General features: G+C 59.1%; 20 protein-coding genes. 18 read left to right on the top strand and 2 right to left on the bottom strand.

What is annotated here, in order from left to right; genetic code table 11:
- The first annotated feature begins 40 nt into the window (after nucleotides 1-40).
- The 8 genes from NWV12_RS02830 to NWV12_RS02795 all read left to right on the top strand — a co-directional run bounded on the left by NWV12_RS02830 (nucleotide 41) and on the right by NWV12_RS02795 (nucleotide 6,759).
- Entirely contained in the window at nucleotides 41-682 is a 642-nt protein-coding gene (locus NWV12_RS02830) for a TetR family transcriptional regulator (RefSeq protein ID WP_033144567.1), read from the top strand.
- Nucleotides 683-723: 41 nt separating this feature from the next.
- On the top strand, nucleotides 724-1,176 hold the full coding sequence (locus NWV12_RS02825) for a MarR family winged helix-turn-helix transcriptional regulator (protein WP_048978978.1): 453 nt from the start codon (nucleotides 724-726) through the stop codon (nucleotides 1,174-1,176).
- 83 nt (nucleotides 1,177-1,259) lie between these two features.
- The gene (locus tag NWV12_RS02820; protein WP_023310299.1) at nucleotides 1,260-1,688 is read left to right on the top strand and encodes an organic hydroperoxide resistance protein; all 429 of its coding nucleotides are present in this window, start codon (nucleotides 1,260-1,262) and stop codon (nucleotides 1,686-1,688) included.
- 148 nt (nucleotides 1,689-1,836) lie between these two features.
- Nucleotides 1,837-2,382 (top strand): primosomal protein DnaT, encoded by a 546-nt coding sequence (gene dnaT, locus NWV12_RS02815; RefSeq protein WP_033144566.1) that lies wholly within the window; start codon nucleotides 1,837-1,839, stop codon nucleotides 2,380-2,382.
- The gene (gene dnaC / locus NWV12_RS02810; RefSeq protein ID WP_048978969.1) at nucleotides 2,379-3,116 is read left to right on the top strand and encodes a DNA replication protein DnaC; all 738 of its coding nucleotides are present in this window, start codon (nucleotides 2,379-2,381) and stop codon (nucleotides 3,114-3,116) included. Before dnaT ends, dnaC begins: the two co-directional genes overlap by 4 nt.
- An 83-nt stretch (nucleotides 3,117-3,199) precedes the next feature.
- Complete coding sequence (locus NWV12_RS02805) at nucleotides 3,200-3,682, top strand: DUF2501 domain-containing protein (protein WP_073001066.1); 483 nt, start codon at nucleotides 3,200-3,202, stop codon at nucleotides 3,680-3,682.
- 270 nt (nucleotides 3,683-3,952) lie between these two features.
- Entirely contained in the window at nucleotides 3,953-6,244 is a 2,292-nt protein-coding gene (gene opgB / locus NWV12_RS02800; RefSeq protein WP_047060246.1) for a phosphatidylglycerol--membrane-oligosaccharide glycerophosphotransferase, read from the top strand.
- Entirely contained in the window at nucleotides 6,244-6,759 is a 516-nt protein-coding gene (locus NWV12_RS02795) for a GNAT family N-acetyltransferase (RefSeq protein ID WP_048978970.1), read from the top strand. Before opgB ends, NWV12_RS02795 begins: the two co-directional genes overlap by 1 nt.
- A gap of 90 nt (nucleotides 6,760-6,849) precedes the next feature.
- Here NWV12_RS02795 and tsr read toward each other — a convergent pair whose 3' ends face one another.
- Nucleotides 6,850-8,514 carry a methyl-accepting chemotaxis protein gene (gene tsr / locus NWV12_RS02790; protein ID WP_047651681.1) on the bottom strand — a complete coding sequence of 555 codons (1,665 nt, stop codon included), beginning with the start codon at nucleotides 8,512-8,514 and terminating at the stop codon, nucleotides 6,850-6,852.
- 83 nt (nucleotides 8,515-8,597) lie between these two features.
- Nucleotides 8,598-9,038: a homoprotocatechuate degradation operon regulator HpaR gene (gene hpaR, locus NWV12_RS02785; protein ID WP_023334396.1), complete on the bottom strand. Its 441-nt coding sequence runs from the start codon at nucleotides 9,036-9,038 to the stop codon at nucleotides 8,598-8,600.
- A gap of 269 nt (nucleotides 9,039-9,307) precedes the next feature.
- On the opposite strand from hpaR, the gene hpaG reads away from it, so the two are divergent.
- The 10 genes from hpaG (at nucleotide 9,308) to NWV12_RS02735 (ending at nucleotide 19,574) form a co-directional block, all read left to right on the top strand.
- Nucleotides 9,308-10,585 carry a 4-hydroxyphenylacetate degradation bifunctional isomerase/decarboxylase gene (gene hpaG / locus NWV12_RS02780; RefSeq protein WP_048978971.1) on the top strand — a complete coding sequence of 426 codons (1,278 nt, stop codon included), beginning with the start codon at nucleotides 9,308-9,310 and terminating at the stop codon, nucleotides 10,583-10,585.
- Nucleotides 10,582-12,048, top strand: a complete 1,467-nt coding sequence (gene hpaE, locus NWV12_RS02775) for a 5-carboxymethyl-2-hydroxymuconate semialdehyde dehydrogenase (protein ID WP_048978972.1) — start codon at nucleotides 10,582-10,584, stop codon at nucleotides 12,046-12,048. The genes hpaG and hpaE overlap by 4 nt, the downstream gene beginning before the upstream one ends.
- Nucleotides 12,049-12,050: 2 nt before the next feature.
- Complete coding sequence (gene hpaD / locus NWV12_RS02770) at nucleotides 12,051-12,902, top strand: 3,4-dihydroxyphenylacetate 2,3-dioxygenase (RefSeq protein WP_048978973.1); 852 nt, start codon at nucleotides 12,051-12,053, stop codon at nucleotides 12,900-12,902.
- Nucleotides 12,903-12,911: 9 nt separating this feature from the next.
- Nucleotides 12,912-13,292, top strand: a complete 381-nt coding sequence (locus NWV12_RS02765; protein ID WP_048978974.1) for a 5-carboxymethyl-2-hydroxymuconate Delta-isomerase — start codon at nucleotides 12,912-12,914, stop codon at nucleotides 13,290-13,292.
- A 122-nt stretch (nucleotides 13,293-13,414) separates the two neighbouring features.
- Nucleotides 13,415-14,218 carry a 2-oxo-hept-4-ene-1,7-dioate hydratase gene (hpaH, locus tag NWV12_RS02760; RefSeq protein WP_039262280.1) on the top strand — a complete coding sequence of 268 codons (804 nt, stop codon included), beginning with the start codon at nucleotides 13,415-13,417 and terminating at the stop codon, nucleotides 14,216-14,218.
- A gap of 10 nt (nucleotides 14,219-14,228) precedes the next feature.
- The gene (hpaI, locus tag NWV12_RS02755) at nucleotides 14,229-15,026 is read left to right on the top strand and encodes a 4-hydroxy-2-oxoheptanedioate aldolase (RefSeq protein WP_048978975.1); all 798 of its coding nucleotides are present in this window, start codon (nucleotides 14,229-14,231) and stop codon (nucleotides 15,024-15,026) included.
- A 21-nt stretch (nucleotides 15,027-15,047) separates the two neighbouring features.
- A complete protein-coding gene (hpaX, locus tag NWV12_RS02750) occupies nucleotides 15,048-16,400 on the top strand; it encodes a 4-hydroxyphenylacetate permease (RefSeq protein WP_048978976.1) in 1,353 nt (450 codons plus the stop codon).
- Nucleotides 16,372-17,304: a 4-hydroxyphenylacetate catabolism regulatory protein HpaA gene (gene hpaA, locus NWV12_RS02745; RefSeq protein ID WP_045888117.1), complete on the top strand. Its 933-nt coding sequence runs from the start codon at nucleotides 16,372-16,374 to the stop codon at nucleotides 17,302-17,304. Before hpaX ends, hpaA begins: the two co-directional genes overlap by 29 nt.
- Nucleotides 17,305-17,481: 177 nt before the next feature.
- Nucleotides 17,482-19,044 (top strand): 4-hydroxyphenylacetate 3-monooxygenase, oxygenase component, encoded by a 1,563-nt coding sequence (gene hpaB, locus NWV12_RS02740; protein ID WP_033144556.1) that lies wholly within the window; start codon nucleotides 17,482-17,484, stop codon nucleotides 19,042-19,044.
- A gap of 17 nt (nucleotides 19,045-19,061) precedes the next feature.
- A complete protein-coding gene (locus tag NWV12_RS02735; RefSeq protein WP_048978977.1) occupies nucleotides 19,062-19,574 on the top strand; it encodes a 4-hydroxyphenylacetate 3-monooxygenase reductase subunit in 513 nt (170 codons plus the stop codon).
- The last annotated feature ends 8 nt before the right edge of the window (nucleotides 19,575-19,582 follow it).

The following is a 19,582-nucleotide window of genomic DNA, read 5'->3' as shown; positions in this document are numbered from 1 at the left end:
ATAATCTTTCTGGTCCGTTTGGTGAAAATAAGGAAAGGATGTGGCTAACCCTGGCAGCGAACACCCCGAGCACAGCGAAGAATCCAGCCTGAAAGAGAAAATTTTTCAGAGCGCCATCGCGCTTTTTGCCGAGTATGGATTGAACGGTGCCCGCATGGAGCAGATCGCGGAGAAAGCGGGCACCACCAAACGCATGGTGGTTTATCATTTTAAGAATAAAGAGAATCTCTATCTCCTGGTTCTGGAACATGTTTACACCCAGATTCGCGCCAGTGAAAAAGCGCTAAGCCTGGCGGGAATGCCCCCCGTCGAAGCGCTGGTCAACCTGGTTGAAGCCACCTTTGACTATCATGCCGACCACCCGGACTACATCCGGATTATCTGCATGGAAAACATGCAGCGGGGCCGCTTTATGCAGCAGTCGAGCTATCTTCGCCAGGTTAACCGTAGTGCGCTCGACCTGCTGGAGGGCATCCTGCTCCGGGGCAAAGAAAAGCAGCTCTTCAGCCAGACGGTTGACGCCCGCGATCTTCACCGCCTGATAAGCAGCTTCAGCTTTCACTACGTTGCCAACAGCTACACCTTCACGCTCCTGTTTGAAGACGGGGCGGACGAACAGGCTCAGCGCCAGCACTACCGCAAAATGGCCGTTCAGGTGGCGCTCCGCTACACCTGCCCATAAAATTGCTTGCAATTAAATCGCACACTATCTATATTCATCTTATGAACGCGAAAACGAACGACGCAACCGCTGCGCTCAAGCTGGATAACCAGCTCTGCTTTGCCCTCTATTCGGCAAATCTGGCGCTTAACAAGCTGTACCGGCAACTGCTGGCACCGCTGAAACTTACTTACCCGCAATATCTGGTAATGCTGGTGCTGTGGGAGCAGGATGACGTCACGGTGTCGGACATCGGCGAACGCCTGTTTCTGGATTCTGCGACACTGACGCCGCTGTTAAAACGGCTGGAAAGTGGTGGGTTAATCAACCGTCACCGTTCGCGTAAAGACGAACGTCAGGTCGCCGTTACCCTGAGCGAAGCGGGACGTGAACTGCAGCAGCAGGCATTGGGTATTCCCCATGCGGTGGGTTGCGCAGCGCAGTGTGATACCGACACTTTGCTGGCGCTCAAACAGCAGCTCGAACTTTTGCGACAACAGCTACACCGCGCGTAAAGCTATACTTTACGCGTGATTATCACCCATATATATCGCACGCTATTTAATAGCACACATTAAAGCAAGATGAGGAACCTGCCATGTCTTTAGAAAAAGTAGTGTATACCGCCAAAGCAAAAGCAACCGGTGGCCGTGACGGCCGCGCGACCTCTTCCGATGGCGTACTGGACGTAAAACTGGGCGTGCCAAAAGAGATGGGCGGCATGGGCGGAGAAGTGACGAACCCTGAGCAGCTATTTGCTGCGGGCTACTCTGCCTGCTTCCTGGGCGCGATGAAGTTCGTGGCCGCACGCGACAAATTCACCCTGCCAAAAGATGCCTTTATTGAAGGCGAAGTGGGTATTGGCCCGCTGCCAACCGGTTTTGGTATCGAGGCAAAACTGAACATCCACGTTGAGGGTATGGATCCCGCGGAAGCCAAAAAGCTGGTCGATGCGGCGCACATTGTTTGCCCGTACTCTAACGCGACCCGCGGCAACATCGACGTGACCCTGAATATCATCGCGTGATAAATACCTGATGGCGCTGCGCTTATCAGGTCTATGACCGTAGCCCCGGTAAGCGCAGCGCCACCGGGGAAATCCCCTCCTTCCCTTTCCTCTCTCTGTGCTACCATAAGCCCATATCACGCCCGTAGTAATCAGTAGAGTAAGCGTTATGTCCTCCAGAATTCTGACCACCAGCATTGCTGGCATTGATGCCTTTATGCGCGACCCACGCGGTGTGTTGACCCACGCCGAAGGCGGCACGGTTGCGGTTTTTGCCGACAACGCGCCGGCGTTCTACGCAATCACGCCGGAACGCCTGGCACAGCTTCTGGAGATTGAAGCGCAACTGTCACGCCCGGCGAGCGATATCACGCTGGACAACCAGTTCTTTGATGAGCCGGTCAACGCCCCCGTGACCGTTCCGATGGGAAAATTTGCCCTGTACGCGGGCTGGCAGCCGGATGCGGATTTTCAGCGGCAGGCCGCGCTGTGGGGCATCGCGTTAACCCAGCCGGCCACCGCGGAAGAGCTCGCCGCGTTTACCGCCTGGTGGCAGGCGGAAGGTAAAGTCTTCACCCATATTCAATGGCAACAAAAGCTCGCGCGTCATCTTCAAATTACCCGCGCCGGCAACAACGGCCAGCCCAAACGCGATATCAACGCGTTTTCCGAACCGGATAAACAGATCCCCAGCGGATTCCGAGGTGCGAAATGAAGAACGTCGGCGACCTGATGAAACGTCTGCAAAAAATGATGCCTGCCAACGTGAAGCCCGCGTTCACCACGGGTGAAGAGCTGCTGGCGTGGCAAAAAGAGCAAGGTGAGATCCGCGCCGCCGCGCTCGCCCGGGAGAACCGGGCGATGAAAATGCAGCGCACCTTTAACCGTTCCGGTATCCGTCCCCTGCACCAGAACTGCTCGTTCGATAACTATAAAATCGAGACCAGCGGGCAGATGGACGCCCTTGCCGCCGCCCGTCAGTACGTGGATGAATTCGACGGCAATATCGCCAGCTTCATCTTTAGCGGCAAGCCGGGCACCGGAAAAAACCACCTTGCAGCCGCTATCTGCAACGAGCTGCTTCTGCGGGGTAAATCGGTCCTCATCATCACCGTGGCCGATATCATGTCTGCGATGAAAGACACCTTCAGCAACCGCGAAACCAGCGAAGAACAGCTGCTTAACGATCTGAGCAATGTCGATTTACTGGTCATCGACGAGATTGGCGTTCAGACAGAATCCCGCTATGAAAAAGTGATCATCAACCAGATTGTCGACCGCCGCTCCTCGTCCAAACGCCCCACCGGCATGCTGACGAACCACAATATCGACGAGATGACCCGCCTGCTGGGAGAACGCGTCATGGACCGCATGAAGCTCGGTAACAGTCTTTATGTCATCTTCGACTGGGAAAGTTACCGCAGCCGCGTTACCGGCAAAGAGTATTAAGACAGTTCCAGGAATCGCCGCCTGGGCACAGGTATATACTGGAACCCCTTCGGCCCAAAACGGACCTTTTTGAGAGAGCCATGATGAAAAAACAGATTCTAATCAGCACCTTTTTAGGCGCGCTGCTGGTGACTGGCGCAGCGCAAGCGGCGTCCTGGCAGGAGTCCCTGTCAAGCGCGGCAAATGAGCTGACCAAAGAGAGCAGCAGCTCTCAGGGTGGACTCTCCGCCTCTTCCCTCACCAGCCTGCTGGGCAACAGCTCTCAGAGCCTTAGCGCAGGCACGATGAACAACGCGGCGGGGATTCTGGAATATTGCGCGAAGCAAAAGCTGGCCTCCGTGACCGACGCGCAAAACGTGAAAAACCAGGTGCTGGGTAAACTGGGTCTGGATACGCAGGAGCAGAAAGCGGACACCAACTATATGGACGGCATTCAGGGCCTGCTTAACGCGCAAAACGGGCAGCAGCTTAACCTGAGCACCCTCGGCAACTCTTCTCTGGCAAAACAGGTGAAAACCAAAGCCTGCGATCTGGTGCTGAAACAAGGCGTTAATTTCATCTCCTGATCCACCCCATTTTCTGCCACAACACGCCGCGTTTAATGCGATAGCCTTGCAACGCGGCGCTAAACGAGCGTTTTTCCTGGTTGCCACCGTCTCAGCGTCCGTTTGTCAGGATGCGACCTTCTTCATAAAAACGATTTTCTAAACCAAATCCTAACAACAGCACACTTTCGTGACACTAAAATTGCAGCTTAACGACATCGCAATTACATTGTATGACCCAAAAAATAAACAGTTAGCCAGCGAAGCACCTGGCGTCATGAGGATATGCTGTTGTCAGAATTCATGTCTCTTATCCTTTTTCTGGCTTCTGTCGGCGTTTACGCCTGGAAAGCCGGCCGTCACACCTGGTGGTTTATCGCCACGCTGGTGGTGCTCGGCATTTTTATTATTTTAAACATTACCTTATACGCCAGCGACTACTTTACCGGTGACGGTATTAACGATGCGGTGCTCTACACGCTAACGAACAGCCTGACGGGCGCGGGTGTGGGCAAGTACATTCTTCCGGGGCTCGGCCTTATCGTCGCGCTGGTGACGATTTTTGGCGCGCTGGCCTGGGTGCTGCGTCGACGTCGCCATCTTCCGCACCATCATGGCTACAGCCTGCTGGCGTTATTCCTGGCGCTGGCCTCCGTCGACGCCAGCCCGGCGTTCCATCAGATCACCGAGCTGGTGAAATCCCAGTCGCGCGACGGCGATCCGGATTTCGCGGCTTACTACAAAGAACCGTCCAAAACGATCGCCAGCCCGAAGCTCAACCTGGTCTACATCTACGGTGAAAGCCTGGAACGCACGTACTTTGATAACGATGCCTTCCCGAACCTGACGCCAGACTTGGGCGCGCTGAAAAACGAAGGGCTCGACTTCAGCCACACCATGCAGCTGCCGGGTACGGACTATACGATTGCCGGAATGGTTGCCTCCCAGTGCGGTATCCCGCTGTTCGCGCCTTTTGAAGGTAACGCCTCAGCCTCGATGTCGACGTTCTTCCCCCAGAATATTTGCCTCGGCGATATCCTGAAAAACTCCGGCTACGAAAACTATTTTGTGCAGGGGGCAAACCTGCGCTTTGCCGGAAAAGACGTGTTCCTGAAATCCCACGGTTTTGACCACCTGTATGGCTCAGAAGAGTTAAAAACGACGGTTGCCGATCCGAGCTACCGTAACGACTGGGGCTTCTATGACGATACGGTACTCGACGAAACCTGGAAGAAATTCGAGGAGCTTTCCCGCGCGGGCAAGCGTTTCTCCCTCTTTGCGCTGACGGTGGACACCCACCATCCGGACGGGTTCGTCTCGCGCAGCTGCAAACGCAAAAGCTATGACGTGGATGGCAAAAACAACACGTCTTTCAGCGCCGTGACCTGTAGTCAGGAGCACATTGCCGCGCTGGTCGAGAAAATCAAAGCCTCGCCCTGGTTTAAAAACACGGTCATCGTCGTTTCGTCTGACCATCTGGCGATGAAAAACAGCGCATGGGATCGGCTCAACAAGCAGGATCGCAGCAACCTGTTCTTCGTCCTGCGCGGCGACCAGCCGCAGCAGGAGGTCATCGCCACCAAACGCAACTCCATGGATAACGGCGCAACCGTGCTGGACATTCTGGGCGGCGACAACTTTATTGGCCTGGGCCGCAGCACGCTGTCGGGGCAATCCCTGTCGGAAGTGTTCCTCAACATGAAGGATAAAATCCTCGCCTGGAAGCCAGACATTATCCGCCTGTGGAACTTCCCGAAAGAGATGAAGGACTTCACCGTCGATCGGGATAAAAACACGATTGCCTTCTCGGGCAGCAGCTTCCGTCTACCGCTGCTGGTGCGCGTGTCGGCGGGGCGCGTCGAGCCGCTGCCGGAAAGCGAATATTCCGCGCCGCTGCGCTATCAGCTGGCCGATTTTGCCCCACGCGATAATTTCGTATGGGTCGACAGATGTTACAAGATGGGCCAGCTCTGGTCGCAGCCGCTGGCGCTTTCTACCGACTGGTGCGTCTCTCAGGGTCAGCTCGGCGGAGAGCAAACCGTACAGCACGTGGATAAAGCCCAGTGGAAAGGCAAAACCGCGTTCAACGATACGGTGATTGATACCGCGCGCTATCAGCGTAACGTCGACATGCTGAAAATCAGCGATAACGATATTCGCTACAAAGCGGACAGCTTTATCTTTAACGTGGCCGGCGCGCCCGAGGAAGTGAAGCAGTTTAGCGGCATCTCGCGTCCGGAGTCCTGGGGGCGCTGGTCCAACGCGCAGCTGGGCAACGAGGTGAAAATTGAGTACGCCCATCCCCTGCCGGAACAGTTCGACCTGGTGATCACCGCCAGAGCGTATGGCCCCAACGCTAACAAGCCCGTACCGGTTCGCGTGGGCAGCCAGGAGCAGATGCTGACGCTCGGGAACGACGTGAGCACGCACACGCTGCATTTTGAGAACCCATCCCGCAGCAATACCCTGGTGATCGTGCCGCCGGACCCGCAGTCCACGAACGAGGGGAATATCCTTGGGCACTCACCGCGCGAGCTCGGCATTGGCATGGTCGAAATTAAAATTGTGAGTCGCGCAGGCTAATGGTCGACGTTAACATCACCGTCCGCCCCACGCGTCCCGGCGACGTTGCCTCCCTGCCCGCCATTGAACGCGCGGCGGGCGAGCGCTTTCGTGAAGACCCGTGTCTCGCCTGGCTTGCCGACGGTGAGGTCATTTCCGCTGAGCAGCACCTTGAGTATGCCGAACGTGGGCTAAGCTGGCTGGCGCTGGCGAACGACCAGCCCGTCGGGTTTATCCTTGCCGAGGCCCACCCTTCATCACTGTTTATTGTCGAACTCTCGGTTGATCTGGACTGGCAGGGAAAAGGGATCGGCAGGCAGCTTATCGCCTGCGTGGCAGACCATGCCCGCACGCTGGGGCTGGCGTCGCTGACGTTGACGACGTTCAGGGACGTACCCTGGAACGCGCCGTTCTATGCGCGGCTGGGGTTTGAAAAAATGACGACGCTGACGCCTGAACTGCGTCAGAAAAGGGAAGAAGAGACAGCGCACGGTTTCGCGTATGAAACGCGCTGCGCCATGCGCCTGCCTCTGTAATATCGCCCGGTGGCGCTGCGCTTACCGGTCCTGCAACAACCTTCCGTAGGCCGGGTAAGGCGTAGCCGCCACCCGGCACAACGCACAGGGTTAGAACGTTTCCCAGTTATCGCCTGAATCGGCCGTCGCGGTTTTACGCGCCATCACCGGCGTGGAAACCGCTTTAGCCGCAGCGAATTCGCGCGCTTTCATCTGCTCCTGCTGAATGCGGAATACCGCCACGGCCTGAGTCAGACGGCTCGCCTGCTCTTCCAGTGCGGCCGCCGCTGCGGCAGATTCCTCTACCAGCGAGGCGTTCTGCTGGGTCACGCGATCCATCTCAGCGACCGCCAGACCCACCTGGTCGATACCGCGGCTCTGCTCGTCAGACGCAGAGGCGATTTCACCCATGATGTCCGTTACGCGGGTCACCGCGTTCACGATCTCACCCATGGTTTCACCGGCGCTTTCTACCAGCGTTGAGCCCACTTCCACGCGGCCCACAGAGTCTTCAATCAGGCTCTTGATCTCGCGAGCCGCCTGGGCGCTGCGCTGGGCCAGGTTACGTACTTCACCAGCCACCACCGCAAAACCACGACCCTGCTCGCCCGCACGCGCCGCTTCTACCGCCGCGTTCAGTGCCAGAATGTTGGTCTGGAAGGCAATGCCGTCGATCACGCTGATAATGTCGGCAATTTTCTGCGAGCTGCCCGCGATATCACGCATGGTCTGCACCACGTTATCCACCACTTTGCCGCCTTTCTGCGCGGTTTCAGAGGCGCTCAGCGCAAGATGGCTCGCCTGACGGGCGTTTTCGGCGTTCTGCTTAACGGTCGCCGTCAGCTGCTCCATGCTGGCAGCGGTCTCTTCCAGAGAAGCGGCCTGCTGTTCAGTACGGGAAGAGAGGTCGTTATTGCCCATCGCAATTTCGCTCGCGCCGCTGTAGATAGCGTTCGCGCCGTTACGCACGTCGCCGACGGTACGCACCAGCTCACCCTGCATATGGCGCAGCGAGTCGGCCAGTTCACCCATCTCGTTGGTGCCCTGAACCTCAATGCGCTTCACCAGGTCGCCGCTGGCGATATGGCGAATGTTGTCGATCAGACGATTCAGCGGAGAGATCAGCGTCTGCTTGATGTTGAGCCAGACGGCCACGATCACCACCAGCACGGCAATCAGGACGCTGATAAGCACCCAGATAGCCTGGCTGTAGGAGCTGTTGCTGTCTTCGACCGCCGTCTGATACAGCTTGTCGTTCTGCTGCAGGTAGCTCACATACTGCTTCTCAAAACCGTCCTGATAGCTCTGGGTCGGCTGGTCGAAGAAGGCGTTGATTTTGCCGGCACCCAGCAGCTGAATCAGCTCCGCCAGCGCACCGTGGTAAATATCATAGTTACGCTTGATCTCCATGGCATCCGCATCGCTTTGACGCGGATCGCGCGGCAGGGCTTCGTAGGCAGCCCAGTTTTTTTCCGCCTGTTTCAGAGACGTAGACGCGATTTGCATCAAATCGTTAACGGTCGCGCCGCTGCCGATATTGCTCTGATCCATCATGTAGCGGATACCCGCACGGTTCAGGGTATTACGGGTTTGCAGCAACGCTACCCAGCTGGCGTTCAGCGTGGATTGTTGCTGGCGAATGGTTTGCAGGACGGTGAAATTCTCTTTGTCATTCTTAAGGGCATTAAAGAAAAGACCACCGGACGTGAGTTGTAAAAGGCCAAATATCGCTAAAACCAGCATTAAGCTGGTGACAATCTTGATACGGTTTAACATGTTTTCTCTTTCCTCAGACAGATACAGAATTTTCGGCCTGGAAAGGGAAAACTTTACGAAAATCATCCTGGAATTTGTGGTTTTTACTCTTCTTCCCGCGCTGCGTTATGCCGGTTTCCGAGTTCAATAAACTCTTCCAGCAGCGCCGTCAGCTGTTTCATCTTCTCCGGCGTGTATTCCGCCTCGATCTGCTGATACGCCTCTTCGACCTGCGCCTGGGCGTGTTCATACAGCGCATTCCCCTCTTTGGTCAGCGACACGTACAGCTTGCGCTGGTCGTTCACCGGCTTTAGGCGCAGCACCAGGCCGTCACGCTCCATGCGCGTCAGAATGCCCGTCAGGCTCGGGCGCAGGATGCAGGTGCGAAACGCCAGATCGTGAAAATCCATCGACGGATGTTCAGCCAGCACGCGCACAATGCGCCACTGCTGCTCGGTCAGATTATGGCGCTTCACGATCGGGCGAAAGTACGACATCGCCGCTTCCCGCGCCTGCAGCAGCGCGATGGTTAATGAGTCATGCATAGCCTCTCCCTTCACATCATTAACAAGTAAACAATCACTAAAAGATGCTTTTATAAACAATACGTTTTCCGTCAAAAAGTCTAACAGAAACCCGTCAATTTTATTAAGCACATGATTTTATTATCAATAAACCCAATGTGTAAATTTATTGTTATTCCCATCACAAATCTTTCACTTCTGATTGCGAAATAAACAGCAAAAGCATAAAACCAGATCATTAACATATTAATGAAATCATAACCCGGACCGCCGGGATGAGGAGTATGTGAATGAAAGGTACCGTTTTTGCCGTCGCCCTCAACCATCAAAGCCAGCGCGAAGCCTGGCGTAAGGCCTTTGAAAAAGCGCCCTACAACACGCCGCCGAAAACGGCGGTGTGGTTTATCAAGCCGCATAACACGGTGATTCGCGCGGGCGAGCCGATTCCCTTCCCGCACGGGGAAACGGTGCTGAGCGGCGCGACGGTGGCGCTGGTCGTGGGCAAAACCGCCAGCAGGGTACGCGTGGAGGACGCCGCGGAGTACATCGCGGGCTATGCGCTCGCCAACGAGGTGAGCCTGCCGGAAGAGAGCTTCTACCGCCCGGCCATCAAGGCCAAATGCCGGGACGGATTTTGCCCGCTCGGCGAGCTGGTCACCGTGGATAACGTGGATAACCTGACCATCATCACCGAGATCAACGGCCGCGAAGCGGACCACTGGAGCACGGCCGATCTTCAGCGCAGCGCCGCCGAACTGCTGAGCGCCCTGAGCGAGTTCGCCACCCTCAATCCCGGCGATGCGATCCTGCTCGGCACCCCGCAAAGCCGCGTTGAGATCCGCCCGGGCGATCGCGTGCGCGTTCTGGCGGAAGGTTTTCCGCCGCTGGAAAACCCGGTGGTGGATGAACGCGACGTCGCCATTGCGCACAGCACGCCGCCGCACGCCACGCTGTTTGCCCTCGGTCTGAACTATGCCGACCACGCCAGCGAGCTGGACTTCAAGCCGCCCACCGAGCCGCTGGTATTTATCAAAGCCCCGAACACCTTCAACGGCGACGGCCAGACGTCGGTGCGCCCGAACAATATCGAATACATGCATTACGAAGCGGAGCTGGTGGTGGTCATCGGTAAAACCGCGCGTAAGGTCAGCGAAGCCGAGGCGATGGACTATGTTGCGGGCTATACGGTCTGCAACGACTACGCCATCCGCGACTACCTGGAAAACTACTACCGACCGAACCTGAGGGTGAAAAGCCGGGACGGGCTGACCCCCATTTCCCCAAACATCGTGCCAAAAGAAGCCATCCCCGATCCGCACAACCTCGCCCTGCGCACCTTCGTCAACGGCGAGCTGCGCCAGGAAGGCACCACCGCCGATCTCATTTTTAGCATCCCGTACCTGATTGCGTACCTGAGCGATTTTATGACCCTGCAGCCGGGCGACATGATTGCCACCGGCACGCCGAAGGGGCTATCCGACGTGGTGCCGGGCGATGAAGTGGTGGTGGAAGTGGAAGGCGTGGGACGCCTGGTGAACCGGATTGTCAGCGAGGAGACTGCAAAATGAAAAAGATTAACCACTGGATCAACGGTAAAAACGTCGCCGGAAGCGAGTACTTCCACACTACCAACCCGGCCTCCGGCGAGGTATTAGCGGAAGTCGCCGCCGGCGATGAAGCTGAAGTTCACCAGGCCGTCGCTGCCGCCAAAGAGGCGTTCCCGAAATGGGCCAACCTGCCGATGAAGGAGCGCGCACGCCTGATGCGTCGTCTGGGTGACCTGATCGACCAGAACGTGCCCGAGATCGCCGCCATGGAAACCGCCGACACCGGCCTGCCGATCCACCAGACCAAAAACGTGCTGATCCCGCGCGCCTCACACAACTTCGAGTTCTTCGCCGAGGTGTGCCAGCAGATGAACGGCAAAACCTACCCGGTCGACGACAAGATGCTCAACTACACCCTGGTGCAGCCGGTGGGCGTCTGCGCGCTGGTGTCGCCGTGGAACGTGCCGTTTATGACCGCCACCTGGAAGGTCGCGCCGTGCCTGGCACTCGGAAACACCGCGGTGCTGAAGATGTCTGAACTCTCCCCGCTGACCGCCGACCGTCTGGGCGAGCTGGCGCTGGAGGCGGGCATTCCGGCGGGCGTGCTCAACGTGGTGCAGGGCTACGGCGCGACGGCAGGCGACGCGCTGGTGCGCCATCAAGACGTGCGCGCCGTCTCCTTCACCGGCGGCACCGCCACCGGGCGCAACATCATGAAAAACGCCGGGCTGAAGAAATACTCCATGGAGCTGGGCGGCAAATCCCCGGTGCTGATTTTTGAAGATGCCGACATCGAGCGCGCGCTGGACGCCGCCCTGTTCACCATCTTCTCCATCAACGGCGAGCGCTGCACCGCGGGCTCGCGCATCTTTATCCAGCAGAGCATCTACCCGGAATTCGTGAAGCGCTTTGCCGAACGCGCCAACCGCCTGCGCGTGGGCGACCCGACCGATCCGAACACCCAGATCGGCGCACTCATCAGCAAGCAGCACTGGGAGAAAGTCTCCGGCTACATCCGCCTCGGCATTGAAGAGGGTGCAACCCTGCTGGCGGGCGGCCCGGACAAACCGACCGACCTGCCTGCGCACCTGAAGGGCGGCAATTTCCTGCGACCAACCGTGCTGGCGGACGTCGACAACCGCATGCGCGTGGCGCAGGAGGAGATCTTCGGGCCGGTGGCCTGCCTGCTGCCGTTTAAGGACGAAGCAGAAGGCCTGCGCCTGGCGAACGACGTGGAGTACGGCCTGGCGTCGTACATCTGGACCCAGGACGTCAGCAAAGTGCTGCGCCTGGCGCGGAATATCGAAGCGGGGATGGTGTTCGTCAACACCCAGAACGTGCGCGACCTGCGCCAGCCGTTTGGCGGCGTGAAGGCCTCCGGCACCGGCCGCGAGGGCGGCGAGTACAGCTTCGAAGTGTTCGCGGAGATGAAGAACGTCTGCATCTCCATGGGCGACCATCCGATTCCAAAGTGGGGGATCTGACCATGGGTAAATTAGCGTTAGCGGCAAAAATCACTCACGTTCCGTCGATGTACCTCTCCGAGCTGCCGGGGAAAAACCACGGCTGCCGCCAGTCGGCCATCGACGGGCATAAAGAGATTGGCAAGCGCTGCCGCGAGCTGGGCGTGGACACCATCATCGTGTTCGACACCCACTGGCTGGTGAACAGCGCGTACCACATCAACTGTGCGGACCATTTTGCGGGCGTCTACACCAGCAACGAGCTGCCGCACTTTATCCGCGACATGACCTACGACTACGACGGCAACCCGGCGCTCGGCCAGCTGATTGCCGACGAGGCGGTGAAGCTCGGCGTGCGCGCCAAAGCGCACAACATCCCGAGCCTCAAGCTGGAGTACGGCACGCTGGTGCCGATGCGCTACATGAACGCGGATAAACACTTCAAAGTGGTCTCCATCTCGGCGTTCTGCACGGTCCACGACTTCGCCGACAGCCGCAGGCTGGGCGAGGCCATCGTCAGCGCCATCGAAAAATACGACGGCACCGTGGCGGTGCTCGCCAGCGGCTCGCTGTCGCACCGCTTTATCGACGACCAGCGCGCGGAAGAAGGGATGAACAGCTACACCCGCGAGTTCGACCGCCAGATGGACGAACGCGTGGTGAAGCTGTGGCGCGAGGGGCAGTTCAAAGAGTTTTGCAGCATGCTGCCGGAGTACGCCGACTACTGCTACGGCGAGGGCAACATGCACGACACGGTGATGCTGCTGGGGATGCTCGGCTGGGACAAATACGACGGCAAGGTGGAGTTCCTCACCGAGCTGTTCGCCAGCTCCGGCACCGGCCAGGTCAACGCCGTTTTCCCGCTGCCCGCGTAAGGAGCCACCATGCCGCACTTTATTGCTGAATGTACCGACAATATCCGCGAGCAGGCCGACCTGCCGGGGCTGTTTGCCAAAGTGAATGAGGCGCTGGCCGCCACGGGCATCTTCCCCATCGGCGGCATCCGCAGCCGCGCCCACTGGCTGGACACCTGGCAGATGGCCGACGGCAGGCACGATTACGCCTTTGTGCATATGACGCTGAAGATTGGCGCCGGGCGCAGCCTGGAGAGCCGGGAAGCCGTGGGGGAGATGCTGTTTGCGCTGATCAAAACGCACTTCTCGGCGCTAATGGCGAGCCGCTATCTGGCGCTGTCGTTCGAGCTCGACGAGCTGCATCCGACGCTCAATTACAAACAAAACAACGTTCACGCGTTGTTTAAGTAATACCGTCCCCTCTCCCTTTGGGAGAGGGTTAGGGTGAGGGGAAATCTCTGCGGCCTGATGCCCTCACCCCGTCCCTCTCCCACGGGGAGAGGGAGAAAACAAACGTAAAACAGGATATCGCCATGCTCGACAAACATACCCATACCCTGATCGCCCATCGTCTGCATCAGGCGGAACAGTCCCGGGAGCAGATCCGCCAGATCTCCCTTGACTACCCGACGATCACCATCGACGACGCCTACGCCGTACAGCGCGAATGGGTCAGCCTGAAGATCGCCGAAGGCCGCGTGCTGAAGGGCCACAAGATCGGCCTGACCTCCAAAGCGATGCAGGCCAGCTCGCAGATTAGCGAACCGGACTACGGCGCGCTGCTGGACGACATGTTCTTCCACGACGGCAGCGACATCCCGGTCGATCGCTTCATCGTCCCGCGCATCGAAGTGGAGCTGGCCTTCGTGCTGGCAAAACCGCTGCGCGGCCCGAACTGCACCATCTTCGACGTCTACAACGCCACGGACTATGTGATCCCCGCGCTGGAGCTGATCGACGCCCGCTGCCACAACGTTGACCCGGAAACCCAGCGCCCGCGCAAGGTGTTCGATACCATCTCCGATAACGCCGCCAACGCGGGGGTGATCCTCGGCGGCCGTCCGATTAAGCCCGACGAGCTGGATCTGCGCTGGATCTCCGCCCTGCTCTACCGCAACGGCGTGATCGAAGAGACCGGCGTCGCCGCAGGCGTGCTTAACCACCCGGCGAACGGCGTGGCGTGGCTGGCGAACAAGCTGGCACCGTACGACGTGCAGCTTGAGCCCGGCCAGATTATTCTCGGCGGCTCGTTTACCCGCCCGGTGCCCGCCAGCAGAGGCGACACCTTCCACGTCGACTACGGCAACATGGGCTCCATCAGCTGCCGCTTTGTGTAAGGAGATAACCATGCAAAACGCATTCAAAGCGGCGCTGAAGTCGGGCTGTCCGCAAATCGGTTTATGGCTGGGGCTCACCAGCAGCTACAGCGCCGAGCTGCTGGCCGGGGCAGGCTTCGACTGGCTGCTGATCGACGGCGAGCACGCGCCGAACAGCGTGCAAACCGTCTTAGCCCAGTTACAGGCCATCGCGCCCTATCCCAGCCAGCCGGTGGTGCGCCCGTCGTGGAACGACCCGGTGCAGATCAAACAGTTGCTGGACGTGGGCGCGCAAACCCTGCTGGTGCCGATGGTGCAAAACGCCGACGAAGCGCGGCTGGCGGTACGTGCCACCCGCTACCCGCCCGCGGGCATTCGCGGGGTCGGAAGCGCCCTGGCGCGCGCCTCGCGCTGGAACCGCATCCCGGATTACCTGCAGCAGGCCAACGACGCCATGTGCGTGCTGGTGCAGATTGAAACCCGCGAGGCGCTAAAAAATCTGCCGCAGATCCTCGACGTTGAAGGCGTCGACGGCGTGTTTATCGGCCCGGCGGATCTGAGCGCCGACATGGGCTTTGCCGGCAATCCGCAGCACCCGGAGGTGCAGGCCGCCATCGAGCAGGCTATCGCGCAGATCCTCAGCGCGGGCAAAGCCCCCGGCATCCTGATGGCGAACGAGCCGCTGGCGAAACGCTACCTCGAGCTTGGCGCGCTGTTTGTCGCCGTCGGCGTCGACACCACCCTGCTCGCCCGCGGCGCCGAAGCGCTGGCGGCACGCTTTATCGAACAACCGGTTACGTCAGTTAATAACAATAAATCCGTCTACTAAACGTAAGATCTGGAGCGCACCATGACGACCTCTACCCTGCAAACCCATGATAATAAAGCTGTTGAACATCGCGCCATTAACAAGCTGTTCCGACGCCTGATCGTCTTTCTCTTTATCCTGTTTGTCTTTTCGTTTCTCGATCGTATCAACATCGGCTTTGCCGGGCTGACGATGGGCAAAGATCTGGGCCTCACGTCGACCATGTTTGGCCTGGCCGCGACGCTGTTTTACGTCACCTACGTGCTGTGCGGGATCCCGAGCAACATCATGCTGGCGAAGATCGGCGCGCGGCGCTGGATCGCCGGGATCATGGTGGTGTGGGGCATCGCCTCCACCTGCACCATGTTTGCCACCAGCCCTGAAACGCTCTACGTTCTGCGCATGCTGGTAGGCATTGCCGAAGCGGGCTTCCTGCCGGGGATTTTGGTCTACCTCACATGGTGGTTCCCGGCCTATCACCGCGCCCGCGCCAACGCGCTGTTTATGATCGCCATGCCGGTGACCATGATGCTCGGCTCGATCCTCTCCGGCTACATTCTGGCGATGGATGGGCTGTGGAACCTGAAGGGCTGGCAGTGGCTGTTCCTGCTGGAGGGGCTGCCGTCGGTGGTGCTCGGCGTGGTGACCTGGTTTTACCTCAACGACACGCCGGATCAAGCCACCTGGCTCGACGACGACGAAAAGCAGGCGCTGAAAACGATGATCGCCCGCGAGCAGGAGGTCGCCATTGCCCAGTCCGTCACGCCGCGATCGACGCTGCGCGAAGTGCTGACCCCGGCGGTGCTGCTCTACACGCTGGCCTACTTCTGCCTGACCAACACGCTCAGCGCCATCAACATCTGGACGCCGCAGATCCTGCAAAGCTTTAACACGGGGAGCAGCAATATCGTCATCGGTCTGCTGGCGGCGATCCCGCAGTTTTGCACCATTCTCGGGATGATCTGGTGGAGCCGACGCTCCGACAGGCTGAAAGAGCGAAAAAAGCACACCATCCTGCCGTACCTGTTCGCCGCGGCGGGATGGATGCTGGCCTCGGCCACCGATCACAGCCTGATCCAGCTGCTTGGCATCATTATGGCCTCAACCGGATCCTTTACCGCCATGGCGATATTCTGGACCACGCCGGATCGGGTGATTAGCCTGCAGTCCCGCGCGGTGGCGCTGGCGGTGATCAACGCGATCGGCAACGTCGGATCCGCCGTCAGCCCGCTGCTGATCGGCATTCTGCGTGATGCGACCGGCAGCTTCAGCTCCGGACTGTGGTTTGTGGCCGGGCTGCTGGTGGTCGGCGCGCTGGTGCTGACGCGCATTCCGATGACGCAGCGGGATCAACAGAGGAACGAGCATGTGCCAGAGCCCTATCGCCAACATTGATATCAGCAAGGAGTACGACGAAAGTCTGGGCACTGACGATGTGCACTACCAGTCGTTCGCGCGCATGGCGGCCTTTTTTGGCCGCGACATGCAGGCGCACCGTCACGACCAGTATTTTCAGATGCACTTTCTCGATACAGGGCAGATTGAGCTCCAGCTCGACGATCACCGCTACTCGGTGCAGGCCCCGCTGTTCGTCCTCACGCCGCCGTCGGTGCCGCACGCGTTTATCACCGAATCCGACAGCGACGGACACGTGCTGACGGTGCGCGAGGATCTGATCTGGCCGCTGCTGGAGGTGCTCTATCCCGGCACGCGGGAAGCGTTTGGCCTGCCGGGGATCTGCCTCTCGCTGGCCGACAGGCCGGACGAGCTGGCGGCGCTGAAGCACTACTGGCAGCTTATCGCCCGGGAATCCACGGAACAGCTGCCGGGTCGCGAACATACTCTGGTCCTGCTGGCGCAGGCGGTGTTTACCCTGCTGCTGCGCAACGCGAAGCTCGACGACCACGCTTCGGGCGGCATGCGCGGCGAGCTGAAGCTGTTCCAGCGCTTTACCCAGCTGATTGACGTTCATTACCACCAGCACTGGACGGTGCCGGAATACGCCAGCGAGCTGCACCTGACCGAATCCCGCCTGACCGATATCTGCCGCCGCTTCGCCAACCGCCCACCGAAGCGGCTGATCTTCGACCGCCAGCTGCGGGAAGCCAGGCGGCTGCTGCTCTTCTCCGACAGCGCGGTCAGCGACATTGCCTGGCAGCTGGGGTTTAAGGACCCGGCCTATTTTGCCCGGTTTTTTAATCGCTTAGTGGGATGCTCGCCTAGCGCGTATCGGGCGCAGAAAGTACCGGTGTCGCCTGTTCCCCTCACCCCGGCCCTCTCCCAAAGGGGGAGGGAGTAACCGTCCCCTCTCCCTTTGGGAGAGGGTTAGGGTGAGGGAAATCACACTCTGCGACCTCTCGCGAAAAGTACCCGTCGTTGTCCCAATCGTCCCTTCACGTTCCGCCCCTCTCAGGCTTCAATTAAACAACAAAAACAAAACATAAATTTAACAACCTTATTCCGATACGAGGTCCCTATGAAGCCTGAAGATTTCCGCGCTGATGCCAAACGTCCGTTAACCGGCGAAGAGTATTTAAAAAGCCTGCAGGACGGCCGTGAGATTTATATCTACGGCGAGCGCGTCAAAGACGTCACCACCCATCCGGCGTTTCGCAACGCGGCGGCCTCCATCGCACAGATGTACGACGCGCTGCACAAGCCGGAGATGCAGGACACGCTCTGCTGGGGCACCGACACCGGCAGCGGCGGCTATACCCACAAGTTCTTCCGCGTGGCGAAAAGCGCCGACGACCTGCGCCAGCAGCGCGACGCCATCGCCGAGTGGTCGCGCCTGAGCTACGGCTGGATGGGCCGCACGCCGGACTACAAAGCCGCGTTCGGCTGCGCGCTCGGCGCCAACCCGGCCTTCTACGGCCAGTTCGAACAGAACGCCCGCAACTGGTACACCCGCATTCAGGAAACCGGCCTGTACTTCAACCACGCCATCGTTAACCCGCCGATCGACCGCCACAAGCCGGCGGACGAGGTGAAAGACGTCTACATCAAGCTGGAGAAAGAGACCGACGCCGGGATTATCGTCAGCGGCGCGAAAGTGGTGGCAACCAACTCGGCGCTGACCCACTACAACATGATCGGCTTCGGCTCCGCGCAGGTGATGGGCGAAAACCCGGACTTCGCGCTGATGTTCGTCGCGCCGATGGATGCCGAAGGCGTGAAGCTGATCTCCCGCGCCTCTTACGAGATGGTGGCAGGCGCAACCGGATCCCCGTACGACTACCCGCTCTCCAGCCGCTTCGACGAGAACGACGCGATCCTGGTGATGGATCATGTGCTGATCCCGTGGGAAAACGTGCTGATCTACCGCGATTTCGACCGCTGCCGTCGCTGGACGATGGAAGGCGGCTTTGCGCGGATGTACCCGCTGCAGGCCTGCGTGCGTCTGGCGGTAAAGCTCGACTTCATCACCGCCCTGCTGAAGAAATCCCTGGAGTGCACCGGCACCCTGGAGTTCCGCGGCGTGCAGGCGGATCTCGGCGAAGTGGTGGCCTGGCGCAACATGTTCTGGGCGCTGAGCGACTCCATGTGCTCCGAAGCCACCCCGTGGGTCAACGGCGCGTATCTGCCGGATCACGCCGCGCTACAAACCTACCGCGTGATGGCGCCGATGGCCTACGCGAAGATCAAGAACATCATCGAGCGTAACGTGACGTCCGGGCTGATCTACCTGCCGTCCAGCGCCCGGGATCTGAACAACCCGCAGATCGACCAGTATCTGGCGAAGTACGTGCGCGGCTCCAACGGCATGGATCACGTCGAACGCATCAAGATTTTGAAGCTGATGTGGGACGCCATCGGCAGCGAGTTTGGCGGCCGTCACGAGCTGTACGAAATCAACTACTCCGGCAGCCAGGATGAGATCCGCCTGCAGTGTCTGCGCCAGGCGCAGAGCTCTGGCAACATGGACAAAATGATGGCGATGGTCGACCGCTGCATGTCCGAGTACGACCAGCACGGCTGGACGGTGCCGCACCTGCACAACAACAGCGATATCAACATGCTCGACAAGCTGCTGAAATAGCGCAGCGGGAGGTTGCAATGCATTCAGATGAACAACGCCTGCGTTTTCGCGACGCAATGAGCAGCCTGTCGGCGGCGGTTAATGTGGTCACCACCGAGGGCGAGGCGGGCCGCTGCGGCATTACCGCTACAGCCGTCTGTTCGGTGACGGACACCCCGCCGTCGGTTATGGTGTGCATCAACGCCAACAGCGCCATGAACCCGGTATTTCAGGGCAACGGCAGGATGTGCGTTAACGTACTGAACCACGAGCAGGAGATCATGGCTCGCCATTTCGCCGGGATGACCGGTATGACGATGGAGGAGCGTTTTGCCTTCTCCTGCTGGCAGAAAGGCCCGCTGGGGCAGCCGGTGCTCAAGGGCGCGCTCGCCAGCCTTGAAGGCGAGATTAGCCAGGTGCAAACCATCGGCACGCATCTTGTCTACCTTGTTGAAGTTAAGAACATCATTCTGAGTGACGCGGGACACGGTCTGATCTACTTCAAGCGCCGTTTCCACCCGGTCATGCTGGAGGCGGAAGCCGCCGTGTGATCCCCCCT

The organism is Enterobacter sp. Crenshaw (assembly GCF_024734705.1).
Lineage (GTDB): Bacteria > Pseudomonadota > Gammaproteobacteria > Enterobacterales > Enterobacteriaceae > Enterobacter > Enterobacter asburiae_B.
Note: the sequence above shows the minus strand (reverse complement) of the source record. Positions and strands in the feature narration are given on the sequence as shown.

Excerpts from the sequence above, each read along its gene's own strand:
- dnaT (WP_033144566.1), top strand. The coding sequence starts at position 1,837 with ATGTCCTCCAGAATTCTGACCACCAGCATTGCTGGCATTGATGCCTTT.
- NWV12_RS02825 (WP_048978978.1), top strand. The coding sequence starts at position 724 with ATGAACGCGAAAACGAACGACGCAACCGCTGCGCTCAAGCTGGATAAC.
- NWV12_RS02765 (WP_048978974.1), top strand. The coding sequence starts at position 12,912 with ATGCCGCACTTTATTGCTGAATGTACCGACAATATCCGCGAGCAGGCC.
- hpaA (WP_045888117.1), top strand. The coding sequence starts at position 16,372 with ATGTGCCAGAGCCCTATCGCCAACATTGATATCAGCAAGGAGTACGAC.
- hpaI (WP_048978975.1), top strand. The coding sequence starts at position 14,229 with ATGCAAAACGCATTCAAAGCGGCGCTGAAGTCGGGCTGTCCGCAAATC.
- hpaE (WP_048978972.1), top strand. The coding sequence starts at position 10,582 with ATGAAAAAGATTAACCACTGGATCAACGGTAAAAACGTCGCCGGAAGC.
- hpaB (WP_033144556.1), top strand. The coding sequence starts at position 17,482 with ATGAAGCCTGAAGATTTCCGCGCTGATGCCAAACGTCCGTTAACCGGC.
- hpaD (WP_048978973.1), top strand. The coding sequence starts at position 12,051 with ATGGGTAAATTAGCGTTAGCGGCAAAAATCACTCACGTTCCGTCGATG.
- dnaC (WP_048978969.1), top strand. The coding sequence starts at position 2,379 with ATGAAGAACGTCGGCGACCTGATGAAACGTCTGCAAAAAATGATGCCT.
- hpaH (WP_039262280.1), top strand. The coding sequence starts at position 13,415 with ATGCTCGACAAACATACCCATACCCTGATCGCCCATCGTCTGCATCAG.
- tsr (WP_047651681.1), bottom strand. The coding sequence starts at position 8,514 with ATGTTAAACCGTATCAAGATTGTCACCAGCTTAATGCTGGTTTTAGCG.
- NWV12_RS02795 (WP_048978970.1), top strand. The coding sequence starts at position 6,244 with ATGGTCGACGTTAACATCACCGTCCGCCCCACGCGTCCCGGCGACGTT.
- hpaG (WP_048978971.1), top strand. The coding sequence starts at position 9,308 with ATGAAAGGTACCGTTTTTGCCGTCGCCCTCAACCATCAAAGCCAGCGC.
- hpaX (WP_048978976.1), top strand. The coding sequence starts at position 15,048 with ATGACGACCTCTACCCTGCAAACCCATGATAATAAAGCTGTTGAACAT.
- NWV12_RS02820 (WP_023310299.1), top strand. The coding sequence starts at position 1,260 with ATGTCTTTAGAAAAAGTAGTGTATACCGCCAAAGCAAAAGCAACCGGT.
- NWV12_RS02805 (WP_073001066.1), top strand. The coding sequence starts at position 3,200 with ATGAAAAAACAGATTCTAATCAGCACCTTTTTAGGCGCGCTGCTGGTG.
- hpaR (WP_023334396.1), bottom strand. The coding sequence starts at position 9,038 with ATGCATGACTCATTAACCATCGCGCTGCTGCAGGCGCGGGAAGCGGCG.
- NWV12_RS02735 (WP_048978977.1), top strand. The coding sequence starts at position 19,062 with ATGCATTCAGATGAACAACGCCTGCGTTTTCGCGACGCAATGAGCAGC.